Source organism: Rhizorhabdus histidinilytica (assembly GCF_900167915.1).
Classification (GTDB): Bacteria; Pseudomonadota; Alphaproteobacteria; order Sphingomonadales; family Sphingomonadaceae; genus Rhizorhabdus; species Rhizorhabdus histidinilytica.
This window is the reverse complement of sequence record NZ_FUYM01000028.1, coordinates 1-16,210: the sequence shown is the minus strand read 5'-3', so window position 1 is coordinate 16,210 and position 16,210 is coordinate 1. Positions and strand designations below refer to the sequence as shown.

The window sequence follows — 16,210 nt, the reverse complement described above, 5'->3', positions numbered from 1 at the left end:
ACCGGCCTCCACCACGGCCTGCTGTTCGAGCGCCGCACCTTCAACGGCCTGTGCGCCACCGACGACAAGGCCGAGGGCATGACCGCCTTCGTCGAGAAACGCCCCGGCCTCTGGAAAGGGAGGTGATGCCGCCATTCGCGGCCGAGGCGCGGGCGTGAACCGAAGGGCCGGCACGACGAAAACCGTTCCGTTCGCGCTGGAAAACGAACCCGGCGGATATCCCTCTTGAAACGGTGCGAAGCGAAACTATCTCGCCGCCGCCGGGTGCCGGAAGGGCCCGGCACACGAGAGAGCGTCGGCTCTTTCCGGCGCTTCTCATGCTCAGATTGCTCGAAGGAGGATTTGATATGAGAACCATCGATTTCACGCCCTATCGGCGTTCGGCCATCGGCTTCGACCGCCTGTTCGATCTTCTGGAAACCAGCAGCCGCCTCGATCAGTGGGACGATCATCCGCCCTATGATCTCGAAAGGATCGGGGAGGACAGCTATCGGATCACGCTCGCCGTCGCCGGTTTCCGGCCGGACGAGATCGAGATCACGGCCCAGCCGAACCAGTTGCTCGTCAGCGGGCGCAAGTCGGGGGAAGCGACGGACGACAAGGAGCGCTATCTTCACCGCGGCATCACCGCCCGCGCCTTCGAACGGCGGTTCCAGCTCGCCGATTTCGTGGAGGTGCAATCCGCGAACTTCGAGGATGGCCTGCTACGCATCGGCCTGAAGCGCGAACTCCCCGAAGCGATGAAGCCTCGGCGTATCGCGATAGGAACCACGGCCAACGATCGCGGGCTTCTGCCGAAGCTCAAGAACCGCATGAAGGCGGCCTGATCCGGGCCGGCGGCGGCCATGACGCCGCCGCCGGCTCGTTTTCCCTGTTCGATCGCCATTCCATCGGTGGGAACGCCTTCCATGACGACTGCAGAGAAGATTCGATATTACGAAGAACGGGCGCGCCAGGAACGGGAAGCCGCCGAGAGGGCCTCCTGTCCCGAAGCGCGGCGGGCGCATCTGGCCCTCGCCTTCCAGCATGACGGCGCCGCCGCCCGGGAACGCGCCCGGCGCCCCCGGGTCGATTAGCGCCTCAGCGGATAGGAGCCCGCTCGCTCGCCAGGAGAGCGGAAGAGACCCGCCGAGAGAGGGCGCCATGAACGCGCGCCCTGCGCGGAAGGTGCCATGGTTCCGCAGGCGGCTCGACGAAGGGAAGATCTTCCGGGACCGTCGAGGTTCCGTCTCTCCGGCCGGCCGGCGCCCCCTACCCGCGCCATATGTGGCCGATATGTCACGAGAATTTTTACTTTCCATCCGCCGCAACCTCGCGGCGCACGGTCGGTTTGGGTCAGTCACCGCCCCTTTGTGAGAGATGCCCGGCCCGGGCTTTTGACTGGAGAGACAATATGAAGATCGCCATCCTCGCCGCCGCCTTCGCGGCATCCCTCGGTACGGCTGCCCTGGCGCAGGACAGTTCCCCCGACGGCAGCGAGCCTGCCGTCAGCTTCGAACCCTATGTGGGCATTCTCGGCGGCTACCATAATTTCGACCGCCGCAGCGAATTCGGCACGGTAGGCTCGCGCGGCAAGATGGACGGCGCGCTGGTCGAGGGTGTCGCCGGCGTGAACGTCCCGTTCGGGCCCGTCTTCGTCGGCGTCGAAGGCAATGCCGCCAAGGGGTTCAAGGACATCGACTGGGAATATGGCGTGCGCGGCCGGGTCGGTCTGCGCGCGGGACAGAGCGGGCTGATCTACGCCTCGGCCGGCTATCAGTGGGTCAACGGCCGTCGCGGCTTCTCCGACGAGAAAGCGGTTAGTTATGGCCTGGGCGTCGAAGTCGGCCCCAGGGAGATCGGCTTGGGCGGTATCCTCGGTCAGGCCGGACCGCGCCTGCGGCTCCAGGCGGATACCTATGATTTCGATAGCATCCGCCCGATGGCGGGCCTCGTCTTCGCCTTCTGACGCTCGGACCGGGGAGCCGCGCTCCCCCGTCCGCGGCGGAAAAGGAACCGCAATGAGGAAAATCATGGATCCAAACCGCGCCATTCCACCAGGCCATGCTCATGTCGTGGCCGCTTTCGGCCTCATCGCCTTGCTCGCCGGGTGCAACATGCGCCAGGATCAGGCCGGCCCGAACAGCAGCGTCGACAAGAGGGAGATCGCCAACATGGCGGAACCGGTAGACAAGACGCCGCTCAGTTCGACGCCTGGCGCGGCGCCCGACAACAGCCAGATCGAGCCGCGCGACCCGGTGACGCGCTGACGAGCCGCCGAACGCTGCCAGGAGCAGACCGATCGGCCGAATGCGGTAAGCTCCCATGACGCGGGCCGATCGTCAGTCGCCGTCGTCTTTCCAGCGGCGGACCAGCCCGACGTCGATGCCGAGCAGGTCGAGTGCGCGGCCGACGCTGTGGTCGACCAGTTCCTGCACCGATTGCGGCTTCGCATAGAGCGCCGGCACCGGCGGCATGACGATCGCGCCGGCGGCGTCGAGCTGGGTCAGCGTCCGCAGATGGCCGCCGTGCAGCGGCGTCTCGCGGAACATCAGGACCAGCCGGCGGCGCTCCTTCAGGGTCACGTCGGCGGCGCGGCTGAGCAGCGAGGAGGTGATGCCCCAGGCGATCTCCGACGCGGACTTCACCGAACAGGGCGCCACGAGCATCCCCAGCGTCCGGAACGAGCCGCTGGCAATCGAGGCGCCGATGTCCGCATTGCTGTGCACCACGTCGGCCATGGCGCGGACCTCGTCGACCGACAGTTCGGTCTCCTCGACGATGGTCCGCGCCGCGGCCTTGGAGATGACGAGATGCGTCTCGACCTCGGTGGGCATCAGCGCACGCAGCGCGCCGATGCCATAGGCAGCGCCCGATGCCCCGCTGATGCCGATGATCACCCGCGACGTCATGCGGAGGCGCTTCCCACCATGATCGTCAGAAGCGGTAGTTGATCGACCCGCCATAGCTGCGCGGCGTACCTGGCAGCAGCAGCGAATAGCCGAATGCCGAAACATCGAAACCATTGGTGTAATAGCGGGTGTTGGCGATGTTCTGCACCCACAGCGCTGCCGTCAGGCCGTCCATGATCTCATAGGATGCCCGCGCGTCGAACAGCCAATAGCCGTCGTCGGCGATGTAGCCGACGTTGCGGAAATCGAAGAAGCGCTTCGCCGTCCAATTGGCGCCGCCCTGGATGCTCGCCGTCCGGCCGCCCAGGTCGAAATCATATTTGGCGAGCAGGTTGAGCGTCGACGTGGGCGAGTCCGACAGCCGGTTGCCGTCGCAGGCCGACCCGTCGGGCTGGCAGGCGGGGAAGTCGGTATATTTGGCGTCGAGCAGCGACAGGCCGGCGTTGAGCGTCAACCCCTGGACGGGCACCGCCGTCAGCTCGACCTCGACGCCCTTGACCCGCGCATCGGCGTTGGAGAGCGTCGCGGTGCCGGTGTCGAACAGCGTCTCCTGCTTGTCCCTGTACTTGTAGTAGAAGGCGGCCGCGTTGAAGCGCAGCCGGCGGTCGAACCATTGCGACTTGATGCCGACCTCGAACGCGTCCACCGTCTCCGGGTCGACGAAGCCGGCGGTGACCGGATTGTCGGAACCGAAGTTGAACTCCCCGCCCTTGTAGCCGCGATTGGCGCTGGCGTAGACCATCGCCTGATCGTCGATCTTGTAGCTGAGCGTGATGCGGCCGCTGAGGTTGCTCCACGCCTTCTTCCGACCGTTGAGCGTGAAGCTGCCCGGCCCGAAGCCGGCGGCGAGCACGTCCGCGTAGCGGTAATTCTCGCGCCCGTCGCTGGCGAAGGTGAAATAGGTGAAGTCGACGTCGCGCTTGTCGCGGCTCCAGCGCAGGCCGACGGTCAGGTCGAGCGCGTCAGTGAAGCGATAGGAACCCTCGGCGAAGGCCGCGATCGCGTCGGTCTTCTGCTTGCCGGCGCTGCCGAAGCCGATGCCGATGCCGGCCAGGTTGACGGGCTTGAGCTGGGTGATGCTCTCCCGGAAATAATAGCCGCCGAGCACCCAGCGGAAATCGCCCGAGCCGTCCGAGGTGAGCCGCACCTCCTGGCTGAACTGGCGGGGGCGTCCCTCGTCGTAGATCGCCGCGATGTTGAGCGCGGTCGCGTCGACATCCTGGGGCCCCTTGAGGTTGAGGTGATAATAGGAGGTGGCCGAGGTCAGCGTCGCGCCGCCGAAATCATAGTTCATCGTCAGCCAGGCGCCCCAGCTGTCCACCCGCTCGAGCGATTCCCGCCTGGAAAGGTTCGACTGGACCTTGAAGGCGTCCTTGTTGAGGTCGTCGGGAACGCCAAGCAGTTGCAGGATGCTGGTGCAGCCCGGCGCGGTGCCGACGCCCGGATTGGCGCAGCGGCCGGAGAAGCTCGGCCCGCCGGGGCCGAAGCTGATCGTCGCGGGATCGACGGTGTCGACACGCTTGAAGCGGACGTCGTCGCTGCGCGACCGCGCATAGGTGCCGCCGAGCAGGATCGAGAATTTCTCGGTCGGCTTGACGAGAAGCTGGAGGCGGATCGCCTTGACGTTGACGTCGGTCGTCTTGGTGTCGCGGACATAGTCGTCATAGATGCCGCCGCGGTCGTGCGACACGAAGCCGATGCGCAGCGCCGCCTTTTCCGACAGGGCGACACCGATGCCGCCATCGACCTTGCGCAGCCCGAAATTGCCAAGGTTGACGTTGACCTCGCCGGTCAGCCCCTTGTCCGGGTCGGGCTGCCTGGTGATGTACTTGATCGCGCCACCGGTCGTGTTGCGACCGTAGAGTGTCCCCTGCGGTCCCTTCAGCACCTCGACCCGGTCGACGTCGAAGGTCGAGAAGCCGTGGAAGGCCTGCGAGTTGAGATAGGCCTCGTCGAGATAGACGGCGACGGCAGGCGATCCGGTGAACAGCGTCGTGTTGTTGCCGACGCCGCGCACGAAGATGACATTACCGCCGAACGGGGAGTCCGATTTCCATTGCAGGCCCGGGGTGAACTTGCCCAGGTCCTTGCTCTCGGTGACGCCGAGCGCTTCGAGCTGCGCGCCGTTGAAGGCGCTGATCGCGACCGGCACCGACTGCGCGGTCTCGTCGCGCTTGCGGGCGGTGACGACGATGTCGGACATCAGGCTGGCCTCGGCGTCCTGCGCATGGACCGGTGAACCGATCGACAAGGCGATGATGCTGGACCCCATGGCGCCGGAAAAGAGCAGCGATCGTGCAATCATGTGAAACCTCCCTTTGATGCGATGCCCGGCCATCTCGCTTCCGGCCCCTTGCACCACCCCCTGCCTCCATGACCCTATTATCGGATATAATATTGTCAATAATTTTGGAGGCAAAATTTTTAAAAGTCTCTGCGCGCCGGTTTATCGGGCTTTTCGTCCCCCATAGGGGCCCATGCCGAGCAGGCAGAGGACACTGACCAGATTGAGCGCCCCGCACAGCCAAAGGCCGGCGCGATAGGAGCCGGTCAGTTCGAACATCTGCGCCAGCAGATAGGGGAAGGCGCTGACGCTCAGCAGATAGGCGACGAAGATGCTCGCATAGATGCGGGCATAATGGGCGATGCCGAAATAGCGGCCGATGAGGAACCCCATCACGTCGCCCTCAGCCCCGGCGGAGAAGCCGACGCAGACCGCCGCGACGACGATCGCCGCGACCGGCAGGCCGGCGGCCAGGCCGACCGTCGCCACCGTCGACACCGCGAAGATCAGCGCGCAGATGCGGGGCGCGAAGAAGCGGTCGATCAGCCACCCCATCGCGATGCGGCCGAGCAGCATCGCTCCGCCGAACGCCGACACCGCGGCGGCCGCCCCGGCCGAGCTGGTGCCGAGATCGAGCAGCATCGGCGCCAGATGGACGGCGATCGCGTTGGTCGATCCGGCGATACCCATGAAGCAGGCGAGGATCAGCCAGTACTGTCGCGTCCCCGACGCCTCGCGCACCGTCATCGCCACCGGCGGGGCCAGCGCGTCGGCAGCCGGCTCCCGGGGAAGGCCCAGCTCCTCCGGCGTATCGGCGATCAGCCATGTCGCTGCCGGCAGGCCGAGCAGCAGCACGACAGCCCCGACCATCAGATAGGCCCATTGCCAGTTCGCCGCCTGCATCACCTGGTCGATGATCGGCGGCATGATCAACATGCCCAGCCCCATGCCCGACGAGGCGATGCCGATCGCCTTGCCGCGGTTGCGATCGAACCAGACCGTCAGCAGCCGGGTATAGGTGATCGAGTTCGCCCCCGAGCAGACAACGCCCAGCAGGAAGAACAGCCCGTAGAAGCGCGGCAGGCTGTCAACCAGGAAGAAGCCGCCGAGCCCGCCGCCATAGAGCAGGATCGATCCGATCAGGACCCGCCTCGGTCCCAGCCGGTCGATCAGCACGCCAACGAACGGCATCGCGCCGGCGACCGCCGCGGTGAAGATCGGGATGGCGAGCGAGACCTCCGCCCGGTCCCAGCCATGAGCGGCGCGCAGCGGCTCGATGAACAGGCCCAGCGTGTAGAACAACACGGTCGCGGGGCTGATCGCGAAACCGATGACGCAGGCCAGCACCACACCCCAGGGCCGCCACCGCGCCCGCGCCTGCGGCACTACCTCACCCGCCTCCACAACTGTCATGCCGGCTTCCGGTCGCCGGCGATCTGGACGCGATGCCCCAGCCGGCGCTCGGGGAAATAGTCCCAGATCGCCAGATGCTGCGTGCAGCGATTGTCCCAGAAGGCGACCATGTCATCCTCCCAATGGAAGCGCATCGACCATTCCGGCCGCTCGCTATGGTCGTAGAGGAAACGCAGCACGGCGTCGCTCTCCTCGCGCGGCACCTCGTTGATATGGCTGGTGAAGGCGCGATTGACGTAGAGTACCTTGCGGCCCGACACGGGATGATGGGTGATCACCGGATGCACCGCGCGGGTATAGGTCTTGTTCGGATCGAAGCGGCCGAACGCGACCGCGCCGTCATGGGTGGCGGTGAGCCCCCCCAGATAGCGCTTCATCGAATCGGACAGCCGCTCATAAGCCGTGTAGGAACTCGAAAAGGCGGTGTCGCCGCCGCCGTTGCGCGGCACCTGCCGCATATGCAGGATGCTGCCCAGCGGCGGGACCTCGTCACAGGACAAGTCGCTGTGCCACAGTTCGCCGTTCACATGCTTAGACGTCTCGTCTGAATAGATCTCGGTCACTTCGGGATTCTCCTTCATCCCCGAAATGCCGGTGTGGATGTGGAGCTCGCCGAACTGCCGCCCGAGCCGCATCAGCGTGTCGATCGTCAGCGATTGCCGTTTGAAGCGCAGCACACCGTGGATCGACAACGCGCGGATCACATCGTCGCGCTCCGCGTCGCTCAGGGGCCTTTCGCCCAGGTCGATCCCATCGACATCCGCCCCGACGAACGGCGTGATCGGCGATATCTCGAAGCTCGCGAAACTCATGGAAACCCTTCTCCCATCCCCGGATCGATGTGCGCGGGAGGAGATTGAACTTTATCGTTGCTATTATTGTCAATAATAATGTTTACTTTACTCGACGACAGGGGATGGAGTGTTGGAAGGATCGGGTCGATGGGCGGATTTGGAAAGCGCGCGGAGGGCCGCGTTCCGCGCCCTGCCGCCGCCGATCCGCGCTTATCTCGATAGCGGCGCCGAGCGCGAGGCGACGCTCGCCGCCAACCGCGCCGCGTTCGATCGCTGGGGGCTTTTCCCGTCGGTCGCCGAGCGGCCGGATGCGACGCCGTCGCTCCGGCGACGGCTGCTCGGGATCGACCTCGCCCTGCCGCTGGTCTTCGGCCCCGCCGGGATGCTCGGGCTGATCGGCAACGGCGGCGACCTCGCCGCGGCGCGCGCGTGTACGGATGCCGGCGCGCTGTTCATGCTCAGCACCGCGTCGAACCACTCGATCGAATCGCTGGCCCGGCGGGCGGCGGCCGGCCCCTGCCTCTTCCAGCTCAGCCTCCCGCGTGACCGGGCGCTGGCGCTACGACTGATCGATCGCGCCCGCGACGCGGGCTTTGCGGGCCTCTGCGTGACCGTCGATAATCCGGTCCATGGCGACCGCCCGGCCGAGCGGCGGCATGGGCTGCGGATGCCGCCCTCGCCCTGGCTGGTCGCGAAGATGGCAGTCGCGCGACCCCGCTGGGCGTGGCGGATGGCGCGGCAACGGCCGCGTCTCGCCAATTTCGCCGGCGAGGGCCTGTCGATGGAGCAGGTCGTCGACCAGATCGTCTCGCCGGTCGGATGGGACGACCTCGCCTGGCTGCGCGACCGATGGATCGGCCCCCTGGCGGTGAAGGGCCTGCTGCGGCCCGACGACATCGGCCGCGCCGCCGCGCTCGGCTATCAGTCGGTGTTCCTTTCCAACCAGGGCGGCCGCCACTTCGACAGCGGCATCGCCCCGCTCGACATGCTGCCCGACGCGATCGCGCACGCGCGCGGCCGGCTGGAGATCGTCGTCGACGGCGGCTTCCGCTCGGGCACCGACATCATCAAGGCGATCGCCCTCGGCGCAACGGCATGTTCAACGGTGCGGCCCTTCTGCTATGGGCTCGCCGCCGCGGGCGAGGAGGGGGTCCGGCATGTCTTTGCGTTGTTCCGGTCCGAGATGCTACGCACGCTGCATTTCATGGGATGCCGGTCCCTCGACGATCTCGGCCCGGGCAAGCTGCGTCGGCTGCCGTGACCGACGATCATCATGGGGACGAGCCGATCCGGCGGCGTCGAAGGAGATGAGTGGATGGTGAAGGGCTCGCAGAAGCGGCCGAGGATCAACCCGGAGGCGGTGGCGGACCAGATCAGGGTCGGCATCCAGACCGGACAATTTGTGCCCAAGCAACGGCTGGTCGAGATCGACCTGATCAATCGTTACGGCGTGTCACGCTCATGCGTGCGCGGGGCGCTGCGCATCCTCGAGGGCGAGGGGCTGATCGAGATCGTCAAGAGCCAGGGCGCCTTCGTCCGCCTCGTCACCCGGGAAGAGGTAAGCCATACGCTCGACGTGCTCGACGCGCTCGCCAACTTCGTCGTGCGTCAGGCCGCCAGCCGCATCGACGAGCCGTCGGTGCGCGAAACGATCGAGCATTCGCTGCGCCTGACCGAGGAATTCCCGAAGGACCGCCACATGCCGATGGCGGACTTCGTGCGGGAGAACAACCGCTTCTGGGGATCGCTGATGGACAGTGTCGGTAACCCGGTGCTGAAGCGCACCCACGCGTCGCTGCAATCGCTGCTCCACCGCATCTGGCTCAGCGGCATCCAGTTCAACGACAATCGCGACCAGTGGCTCGAGGGCCATGCCGAGATATTGAAGGCGATCCTCGCCGCCGATCCGGATCGGGCCGAGGCGTTGGCGATCGAGTCCGGCGACCGATCGCGCGCCGACCTGCTGCACCTGCCGGACGAGGCCTTCGGCGTATCCTGAACCGGGTGGCGGACAGCCGGCCGGTCATGCCGGCTCGGCCACCACTCCATAGATCGACCGGGCGTCGGCCTCGCTCAGCAGCCCGTTGCGGACGTCGCGGGCGACCTGCGCCGGATCGCGATCGGCGGGGGCGCCCCAACCGCCGCCGCCGCCGCTGCGCATGCTGATCACCTCGCCGGGTTCGAACGGGCCGATGCCGGCGCGGCTCTTCATCACCACCTCGCGATCGGTATCGGGATTGACGACGACGACCGGCGGCGCGCCGTCCAGCCCGCCGTCCCGGCCCCGGCCCAGCGGATCTCCGACATTCTCGAAGGCGGTATAGACCATGATACCGCGTTCGAGCAGGCGATAGTCACGCCGCACCCCGGCCCCACCCAGGAATCGGCCATGGCCGATCGATTCCGGCCGCAGCCCGAACCGCTCGACCCGGACCGGGTAGCGCATCTCGATAACCTCGACCGGCATGTTCGGCACGTCCCCCATCGTCGGGATCGCCATCGTCGGCGCGTCGACATTCGGTCGGGCGCCGTTGCCGACGTCGAGCGGATCGGCGAGCACGAACGGCGTGCCGAGCCTGGGGTCGACCCGCGACAGCGTCGGCATGCAGAGCTGGCCGCCGCCCGCCACCGCCTTGTCGGGCACGACCATCGCCAGCGCGCGCATGGTGAGCTCCCACACCGCGATACACATATAGCCGTAGGAATCGACCGGCGCCGGTCGCTGCGGGCTGACCACCAGGTTCGGCGCGATGTCGAAGCTGAGCGCTTTGAAGTCGCCCTCATTGGCCGGCTCGGTCGGCGACAGCACGCCCTTGATCGCGGCGCGGACGAGGCTGCGAGCCGCATGTTCAGGGCAGTTGACCGGCCCCGCCCGCACCTCGCTCGTCCCCTCGAACGAGGCGTGGATGCCGTCCCCCGCTATGGTGAGGGTCAGCACGACATCGAAGGGGTCGCCGCGCGCCACGCCGTCCTCGTCCATCCGCTGGCTGACCGTGTAGACGCCGTCGGGAAGCGCGCTGATCTGCCCGCGCGCATCGTCCTCGGCGCGCTGGATCGCCAGCCGCATCGCCGCATGGAGCTGATCGAGACCATATTTCGCGCACAGCGCGGTCAAGCGCAGCGCCCCCTGGCGGCACGCGGCGATCTGCGCGTTGAGATCGCCCAGCACGACGTCGGGACAGCGCGTGTTGTTGCGGATGATGCTCCACAGCGCGCCGACCGGCCGGCCGCCGTCGATCAGCTTCTCGTGCGAGAAGCAGATGCCTTCCTGATAGACGTCGACCGAGTCCGGGCACCAGCCGCCCGGCGTCTTGCCGCCAATGTCCGCCCAGTGCGCGGTGACAGCCGCGAAGGCGACCAGCCGCCCCTCGTGGAAGATCGGCATGTAGATCGACACGTCGGAAATATGGTTGCCGGTCGTGTAGGGATCGTTGGCGATGAACAGGTCGCCGTCGCGCATATTCTCCAGCCCGTGCACCGCGATGCCCGACAGCACGGTGTGCGACAGCACCCCGACGAAGGCGGTCATGCCCGGCGCGTCGGCCCAGCACTCGCCCTCGGGCGAGATGATGCCGAGCCCGAAGTCCTGGACGTCGTAGAGCAGCGGATTGTGCGCGGTGCGCACCAGCGTCGAGCTCATCTCCTCCGCCGCGACGACGACGGCGTTGCGGAGGACTTCCGCGGTGACGACATCGATCTGCGCCATGATCATTCCTCCCCTTCCGCCTTGGCGGTGAGCACCAGATTGCCGATCCGGTCGGTGCCGGCGCTCCAGCCCGGCGGCACCAACGTCGTCGTGGTCCATTCCTCCACGATCGCCGGCCCCTCGACCGCGAAGAGGCGCGACAACGCATCGCGGTCGTAGACCGGAGTCCGCACCCGTTCACCCTCGGCCCGGAAATAGGTCTCGCGCCAGGCGGACGGCTCGGGCGCCGCGCCATCTCTGGCGCGCGGAAAGGCCGGCCGGGCGACATGGCCGATCGACCGCACCCGCACCGTCACCAGCTCGACCGGCATGCCCTGCTCGCCATGGCCGTAGAGCCGCCGGTGCATGTCGACGAAGCGCTCGCTCAGCCCCGCCAGCAGCCGGTCGGGGGATTGCAGCCAATCGTCGTCGACCCCGACGGTGACGGTATATTCCTGCCCGGCGAAGCGGACGTCGCAGCGCACGAAGGAACGGATGCGGCCGGCGTCGATATTATGCTCGGACAGCCGCTCGACATTGTCGGCCGACAGCCGGCGCGCGACGGCGACGATCTCCCGCGCAGTCGCGTCGTCGAGCGTCCGCACCATCGTCCGCGCGCTGTCCTCGCGATAGTCGGACGAGACGATGCCCCAGGCGGAGAAGGTCGCCGAGGCGGTCGGCACGATGATCGACCGCACCCCGAGTTCTTCCGCGACGGCGGCGGCGAAGAAGCCGCCCCCACCGCCATAGGAGACGAGAGTGAAGTCGCGGGGATCGAGGCCGCGCTTGACGGTGATCGAGCGGATCGCGCCGATCATGTTGGACTCGGCGATCTGCAGGATCCCCGCCGCCAGCTCGTCGCGCCCGAGGCCGAGCCGCCCGGCGAGGCGGTCCACCGCTCCCCGCGCCGCGTCGACATCGAGCCGGATGCGCGCGCCTAGGAACCGATCGGGGTCGAGGCTGCCGAGCACCAGATGGCAATCGGTCACCGTCGGCTCGCTCCCGCCCAGGCCGAAGCAGGCCGGCCCCGGCGACGATCCGGCACTGCGCGGTCCGACGCGGAGCGAGCCGCGATTATCGATCCAGGCGATCGATCCGCCGCCGACGCCGGCGGATAGGATGTCGATGGTCGGCCCCAGCACCGGCCGGCCGGCGATCTTGGTCTGGTTGCGCTCGACGATCGCCCCGTCCTCGATCAGCGCGAGATCGACCGTCGTCCCGCCGACGTCGGAGCAGATGACGTTCTTCAGCCCCAGCTCCGCCGCGAGCACGCTGGCGCCGATGACGCCACCGGCCGGCCCCGACTCCAGCGTGGTGATCGGCCGATCGGCGGCTCGCCGCGCGGCGGAGACCCCGCCGTTCGACTGCATCACCGCCAGCGGATTGGCATAGCCGGCGCCTTCCAGCCGCGCGACGAGCGCGTCGATGTAGCGCTTGAAGGGCGGCTGGACATAGGCGTTGAGCACCGTGGTCGAGGTCCGCTCGAACTCGCGCCATTCGCGGACCAGCTCGTGCGAGACGGCCAGGGCGATGCCGGGATGACGGCGGCGGATGCGCTCGGCCGCCACCGCCTCATGCGTATTGTTGGTGTAGCTGTGCAGGAAGCAGATCGCGAGCGCCTCGACCCCGGCGGCGACGAGCGCGTCGGCCTCGCGGTCGAGCTGGTCGAGGTCGAGCGGCGTCACCTCGCGCCCCTGCGCGTCCATCCGGCCCGCGATCTCGCGCCGCAGGAAGCGGTCGATCAGCGCTGGCGGTTCGCGGAACAGCGGATTGTAGATCTCCGGCCGCGATCCCCGGCCGATCTCCAATATGTCGCGGAAGCCGGCGGTGGTGAGCAATCCGACCGCGACCCCGCGCTCCTGCACGATCGTGTTGAGCGCGACGGTGGTCCCGTGAAAGATGCTCGTCTGCGACAGCGCCACGGGCAGCCGGCCGATGCCGGTCATCACTTCGTCGACGATCCGCTCGGGGGTGGAGAGCTGCTTTTCGATCGTGATCGATCCCGACGCTTCGTCGAGCAGCACATAGTCGACGAAGGTTCCGCCGACGTCGATGGCGATGCGATGGGAGGGAATGGAGGCTGTCGCGGTCATGGCGTGATCCATCTAGGATATGGAATTGCGTGCGGCCGGGGCGTTTGAGGGGCGCGGCGCGCGAGCCGTCGGCGGGTCGAGATACTCGTCGAGCTGGATCTCGGGCCAGGGGGTCGACGCCGGATCGAAATTCTCCTCGCGCCCCCAGGTCATGGTCGCATCGATACCTACCCTCCCGGCATAGATCGGATCGGCCGAATCGTCCCAGCCGCGGACGTCGTCGACCACCGTGACGCGCCGATCGACGCGGCCACGGGTCAGGAAGGCCTTCAACACCGCCTGGAGATCGTGGATGTCGACATCCTTGTCCACGACTATGCAGGCGAAATTGTAGTTGGGATTGGCGTCGAACACCGCCTGGATCACCTCGCGCGGCTGCGCTTCATAGCTCTTGTCGATCTTGACGACCGAACAGAAGAACATCGGGTTGCAGGTGACGTCGATGACGCCGGAAACCTTCCGTGCGATATGGCTGTAGGTCCGCGTCGCGAAGGCGACGTCTAGCGCACACAGGTCTTCCGCTCCGCCGCACAGCAAGCCGTGGAACACCGCCCCTTCGCGCGCGGTAACCGCAGTCACGTCGAACACATAGCCATTGGTGTTCAGTGGGCCGTAATAGCCCATATATTCGCCGAATGGTCCTTCCAGCTTGCGCTCGTGCGGGCGAATCCGGCCCTCGATGACGACCTCGGTCTCGTCGGGCAGGTCGAACGGCAGGGTGGAGGCGGGGCGCATCGGGACCGGCGCCCCCCGGATCGCGGCGGCGACGCTCAACTCATCCTGTTCGTAGGGAATCGAGGCGCAGGCCGCGAGGAATATCTCGGGCGCCGGACCGATCAGGATCGCCACGTCGAGCGGCTCCCCGCGCGCCTCGGCGAGCGCCTGGTAGCGGGCGAGGTCATGCGGCGGATCGATGCAACAGAGCAACGTGCCGTCCGCCCGCATCGAGGCGCGGCAGAAGGAGAGATTGCCGACGCCGGTTTCCGGGTCCTTCGCGTAGAAAACGCCGGCGGTGATATAGGGCCCGTCATCCTTCCCTCGCCAGGTGATACGGGGCAAGGCGTCGAAGGCGATCGGGACGCGCGGCGTCGGCACAGCCGCCCGCTCGACATAGGGCGCGCTCGCATCGACGGCGCCGAGCAGTTCATCCCAGCGCCGGCAGAATTCGCCGCGCGCCGCACCGATCATCTCGCACAGACGGTCATTGCTCGCATAGATGTTGGAGACGACCGGCATGTCGGTGCCGGCCACATCGGTGAACAGCAGCGGTTGCGCCCCGTTCTGCTGCACCTTCTCGATCACCGCCGACAGCTCGAAGCACGGGTCGACCCTGCGCCGGACCAGCTGGATATCGCCCCGATCGTGCAGGATCTTCAGATAATTCCTCATCGGGCCGCCGTCCCCACACGCCGCCCATGGCCAGAATCCCCGCTTGTCCGACCGCCCTTCAAATCCACCACGCAACGCGATCCATATAATTATTGATAATATTGTTCTGACCTATCGCGTGCCCACGATCCGTGCAAGGGCTAAACGCGGCCCAGCCGAACATGCATGTGGGGAAGCACCGCTCCGGCGCGAAAACCGGGGCGAATCGAGCTTATGGAAAGAACCGGATCGCGGGGGCATCGAAGCCCGGCGCGCGCGCCCTCGTCAGTGCAGGCCGATACCGAGCGGCGATTGCCGGTTCATCAGCCGTCGCATCGCCTCACGGTCGGTCAGCAGGTCGGAGATCTTGTAGGAATCGAACACCATCATCATCGCCTGCATCGCCTCGGCGAGGACGCCGGTCAGGCCGCAGGCCGGGGACAACGCACATCCCGAGCAATCGGCGAGCTGGAAGCCTTCCTCGGTCCTGCGCACGACTTCGCCGACGGTGATCTCGTTCGCGGGCCGCGCGAGGCGCATGCCGCCGGTCCGCCCCCGCACCGTCTCGATGAAGCCGTCGCGCGCGAGGGCGTTGACCACCTTCATCAGATGATTGTGCGACACGTCATAGGTGCGCGAAATCTCGCCGATCGAGCAGAGACGGTCGTCGTTGATCGCGAGGTGAATCAAAACCCTGAGCGAATAATCCGTGTAGCGCGTCAGCCGCACTCACCTCTCCCGAGAAGACCGAAGCCTATCAATACCTGTATGACGGGGACATGTTAAGGGTCCGGCGCCGGTCCGAGGTCGGACCGCGCCGCGCCGATGCGCCTCCGCCGGCGACGTGCTTCCGCATCGGAGATGGGGCGAGCCGATATCTGCCCTTCATCCTAATCTATAGTGTTTCAAGACGCCGCATCCTCGGATAGAAGACCCCGATCCAATTTCGGGCAAATGAGGCGATCGATGGCAGACGAAATCATGTTGGAGTTGACCGCGGATATTGTCGCGTCCCATCTTACCAACAACAAGGTCGCGGTCGGCGACGTCGCCGAACTCATCAGGAATGTCCATGCGACGCTGACGAGCCTGGGCCAACCCGCGCCGGAACCGGTGGAGGAACTCAAGCCCGCCGTCCCCATCCGCTCCTCGATCAAGCCGGATTATCTGGTCAGCCTGGAATCCGGCAAGAAGATGAAGATGCTCAAGCGCTATCTTCAGACCAACTATGGCATGTCTCCTGACGACTATCGCAGGAAATGGGGCCTGCCGGCCGATTATCCAATGGTCGCTCCCAACTATGCCGAGACCCGCCGCAGCCTCGCGGTGAAGAGCGGCCTCGGCCGCAAGAAGGAAGTGGCGCCGCCGCCGCCGCCCAAGGCGCGCAAGCCGCGAAAGACCGCGCCGAAGGCCTGACCCCCGCCGGGACCGTCCATTCGTCCGGGCGGCGCGCATCGCCGTATAGGAGATGCCGCCGCCGGGCGAAGCCGTTTGCCCGCGAAACCCAAAATCCGTCGAACATCTGGAAGATGCCCCATGTCCTATGAAACGATCCTCGTCGAAACCCAGGGGCCGGTCACGGTCATTCGGCTGAACCGCCCGCAGGCGCTGAACGCGCTCAACACGCAGGTGCTGGCCGATCTGATCGCCGCCTTCCGGGCCTTCGACGCCGATCCCGAGCA

15 protein-coding genes and 1 pseudogene are annotated in these 16,210 nt (G+C 66.7%); 8 read left to right on the top strand and 8 right to left on the bottom strand.

The window, feature by feature from the left end:
* The 4 genes and pseudogenes from B5X82_RS27165 to B5X82_RS25425 form a co-directional block, all read left to right on the top strand.
* A pseudogene (locus tag B5X82_RS27165) lies at positions 1-126 on the top strand (enoyl-CoA hydratase); the annotation flags it as partial.
* Between the two features lie 221 nt (positions 127-347).
* A complete protein-coding gene (locus B5X82_RS25435; protein ID WP_079651145.1) occupies positions 348-827 on the top strand; it encodes an Hsp20 family protein in 480 nt (159 codons plus the stop codon).
* A 566-nt stretch (positions 828-1,393) separates the two neighbouring features.
* Positions 1,394-1,948, top strand: a complete 555-nt coding sequence (locus tag B5X82_RS25430) for an opacity protein (RefSeq protein WP_079651144.1) — start codon at positions 1,394-1,396, stop codon at positions 1,946-1,948.
* Positions 1,949-2,012: 64 nt separating this feature from the next.
* The gene (locus B5X82_RS25425; protein WP_079651143.1) at positions 2,013-2,249 is read left to right on the top strand and encodes a hypothetical protein; all 237 of its coding nucleotides are present in this window, start codon (positions 2,013-2,015) and stop codon (positions 2,247-2,249) included.
* Between the two features lie 72 nt (positions 2,250-2,321).
* Here the strand turns inward: B5X82_RS25425 and B5X82_RS25420 are convergent, their stop codons facing one another.
* The 4 genes from B5X82_RS25420 to B5X82_RS25405 form a co-directional block, all read right to left on the bottom strand.
* The gene (locus tag B5X82_RS25420) at positions 2,322-2,891 is read right to left on the bottom strand and encodes a UbiX family flavin prenyltransferase (protein ID WP_079651142.1); all 570 of its coding nucleotides are present in this window, start codon (positions 2,889-2,891) and stop codon (positions 2,322-2,324) included.
* A 25-nt stretch (positions 2,892-2,916) separates the two neighbouring features.
* Entirely contained in the window at positions 2,917-5,196 is a 2,280-nt protein-coding gene (locus B5X82_RS25415) for a TonB-dependent receptor (RefSeq protein WP_176152712.1), read from the bottom strand.
* 141 nt (positions 5,197-5,337) lie between these two features.
* Positions 5,338-6,588 (bottom strand): MFS transporter, encoded by a 1,251-nt coding sequence (locus B5X82_RS25410; RefSeq protein WP_079651140.1) that lies wholly within the window; start codon positions 6,586-6,588, stop codon positions 5,338-5,340.
* Positions 6,585-7,400 carry a TauD/TfdA dioxygenase family protein gene (locus tag B5X82_RS25405; RefSeq protein WP_079651139.1) on the bottom strand — a complete coding sequence of 272 codons (816 nt, stop codon included), beginning with the start codon at positions 7,398-7,400 and terminating at the stop codon, positions 6,585-6,587. The genes B5X82_RS25410 and B5X82_RS25405 overlap by 4 nt, the downstream gene beginning before the upstream one ends.
* Positions 7,401-7,539: 139 nt before the next feature.
* On the opposite strand from B5X82_RS25405, the gene B5X82_RS25400 reads away from it, so the two are divergent.
* Together B5X82_RS25400 and B5X82_RS25395 are read left to right on the top strand one after the other, a co-directional pair.
* Entirely contained in the window at positions 7,540-8,643 is a 1,104-nt protein-coding gene (locus tag B5X82_RS25400; protein ID WP_176152711.1) for an alpha-hydroxy acid oxidase, read from the top strand.
* A 54-nt stretch (positions 8,644-8,697) separates the two neighbouring features.
* Complete coding sequence (locus B5X82_RS25395; protein WP_176152710.1) at positions 8,698-9,381, top strand: GntR family transcriptional regulator; 684 nt, start codon at positions 8,698-8,700, stop codon at positions 9,379-9,381.
* A gap of 24 nt (positions 9,382-9,405) precedes the next feature.
* On the opposite strand, the gene B5X82_RS25390 is transcribed toward B5X82_RS25395, so the two are convergent.
* From B5X82_RS25390 to B5X82_RS25375, 4 genes are all read right to left on the bottom strand, one after another.
* A complete protein-coding gene (locus B5X82_RS25390; RefSeq protein ID WP_176152709.1) occupies positions 9,406-11,088 on the bottom strand; it encodes a hydantoinase B/oxoprolinase family protein in 1,683 nt (560 codons plus the stop codon).
* Between the two features lie 2 nt (positions 11,089-11,090).
* Entirely contained in the window at positions 11,091-13,160 is a 2,070-nt protein-coding gene (locus tag B5X82_RS25385) for a hydantoinase/oxoprolinase family protein (protein WP_176152708.1), read from the bottom strand.
* 12 nt (positions 13,161-13,172) lie between these two features.
* Positions 13,173-14,549 carry a UbiD family decarboxylase gene (locus B5X82_RS25380; protein ID WP_079651134.1) on the bottom strand — a complete coding sequence of 459 codons (1,377 nt, stop codon included), beginning with the start codon at positions 14,547-14,549 and terminating at the stop codon, positions 13,173-13,175.
* A 264-nt stretch (positions 14,550-14,813) separates the two neighbouring features.
* On the bottom strand, positions 14,814-15,257 hold the full coding sequence (locus B5X82_RS25375; protein ID WP_079651133.1) for an Rrf2 family transcriptional regulator: 444 nt from the start codon (positions 15,255-15,257) through the stop codon (positions 14,814-14,816).
* A gap of 237 nt (positions 15,258-15,494) precedes the next feature.
* Here B5X82_RS25375 and B5X82_RS25370 point away from each other — a divergent pair, with 237 nt between their 5' ends.
* Positions 15,495-15,944 (top strand): MucR family transcriptional regulator, encoded by a 450-nt coding sequence (locus B5X82_RS25370; RefSeq protein WP_079651132.1) that lies wholly within the window; start codon positions 15,495-15,497, stop codon positions 15,942-15,944.
* 120 nt (positions 15,945-16,064) lie between these two features.
* A partial coding sequence (locus tag B5X82_RS25365) for an enoyl-CoA hydratase-related protein (protein WP_235862793.1) occupies positions 16,065-16,210 on the top strand: 146 nt, incomplete at its 3' end.

Bases quoted from the DNA above. Each gene is read 5' to 3' on its own strand.
- B5X82_RS25380 (WP_079651134.1), bottom strand. From the start codon at position 14,549: ATGAGGAATTATCTGAAGATCCTGCACGATCGGGGCGATATCCAGCTG.
- B5X82_RS25390 (WP_176152709.1), bottom strand. From the start codon at position 11,088: ATGGCGCAGATCGATGTCGTCACCGCGGAAGTCCTCCGCAACGCCGTC.
- B5X82_RS25415 (WP_176152712.1), bottom strand. From the start codon at position 5,196: ATGATTGCACGATCGCTGCTCTTTTCCGGCGCCATGGGGTCCAGCATC.
- B5X82_RS25370 (WP_079651132.1), top strand. From the start codon at position 15,495: ATGGCAGACGAAATCATGTTGGAGTTGACCGCGGATATTGTCGCGTCC.
- B5X82_RS25385 (WP_176152708.1), bottom strand. From the start codon at position 13,160: ATGACCGCGACAGCCTCCATTCCCTCCCATCGCATCGCCATCGACGTC.
- B5X82_RS25405 (WP_079651139.1), bottom strand. From the start codon at position 7,400: ATGAGTTTCGCGAGCTTCGAGATATCGCCGATCACGCCGTTCGTCGGG.
- B5X82_RS25410 (WP_079651140.1), bottom strand. From the start codon at position 6,588: ATGACAGTTGTGGAGGCGGGTGAGGTAGTGCCGCAGGCGCGGGCGCGG.
- B5X82_RS25435 (WP_079651145.1), top strand. From the start codon at position 348: ATGAGAACCATCGATTTCACGCCCTATCGGCGTTCGGCCATCGGCTTC.
- B5X82_RS25395 (WP_176152710.1), top strand. From the start codon at position 8,698: ATGGTGAAGGGCTCGCAGAAGCGGCCGAGGATCAACCCGGAGGCGGTG.
- B5X82_RS25425 (WP_079651143.1), top strand. From the start codon at position 2,013: ATGGATCCAAACCGCGCCATTCCACCAGGCCATGCTCATGTCGTGGCC.
- B5X82_RS25420 (WP_079651142.1), bottom strand. From the start codon at position 2,891: ATGACGTCGCGGGTGATCATCGGCATCAGCGGGGCATCGGGCGCTGCC.
- B5X82_RS25430 (WP_079651144.1), top strand. From the start codon at position 1,394: ATGAAGATCGCCATCCTCGCCGCCGCCTTCGCGGCATCCCTCGGTACG.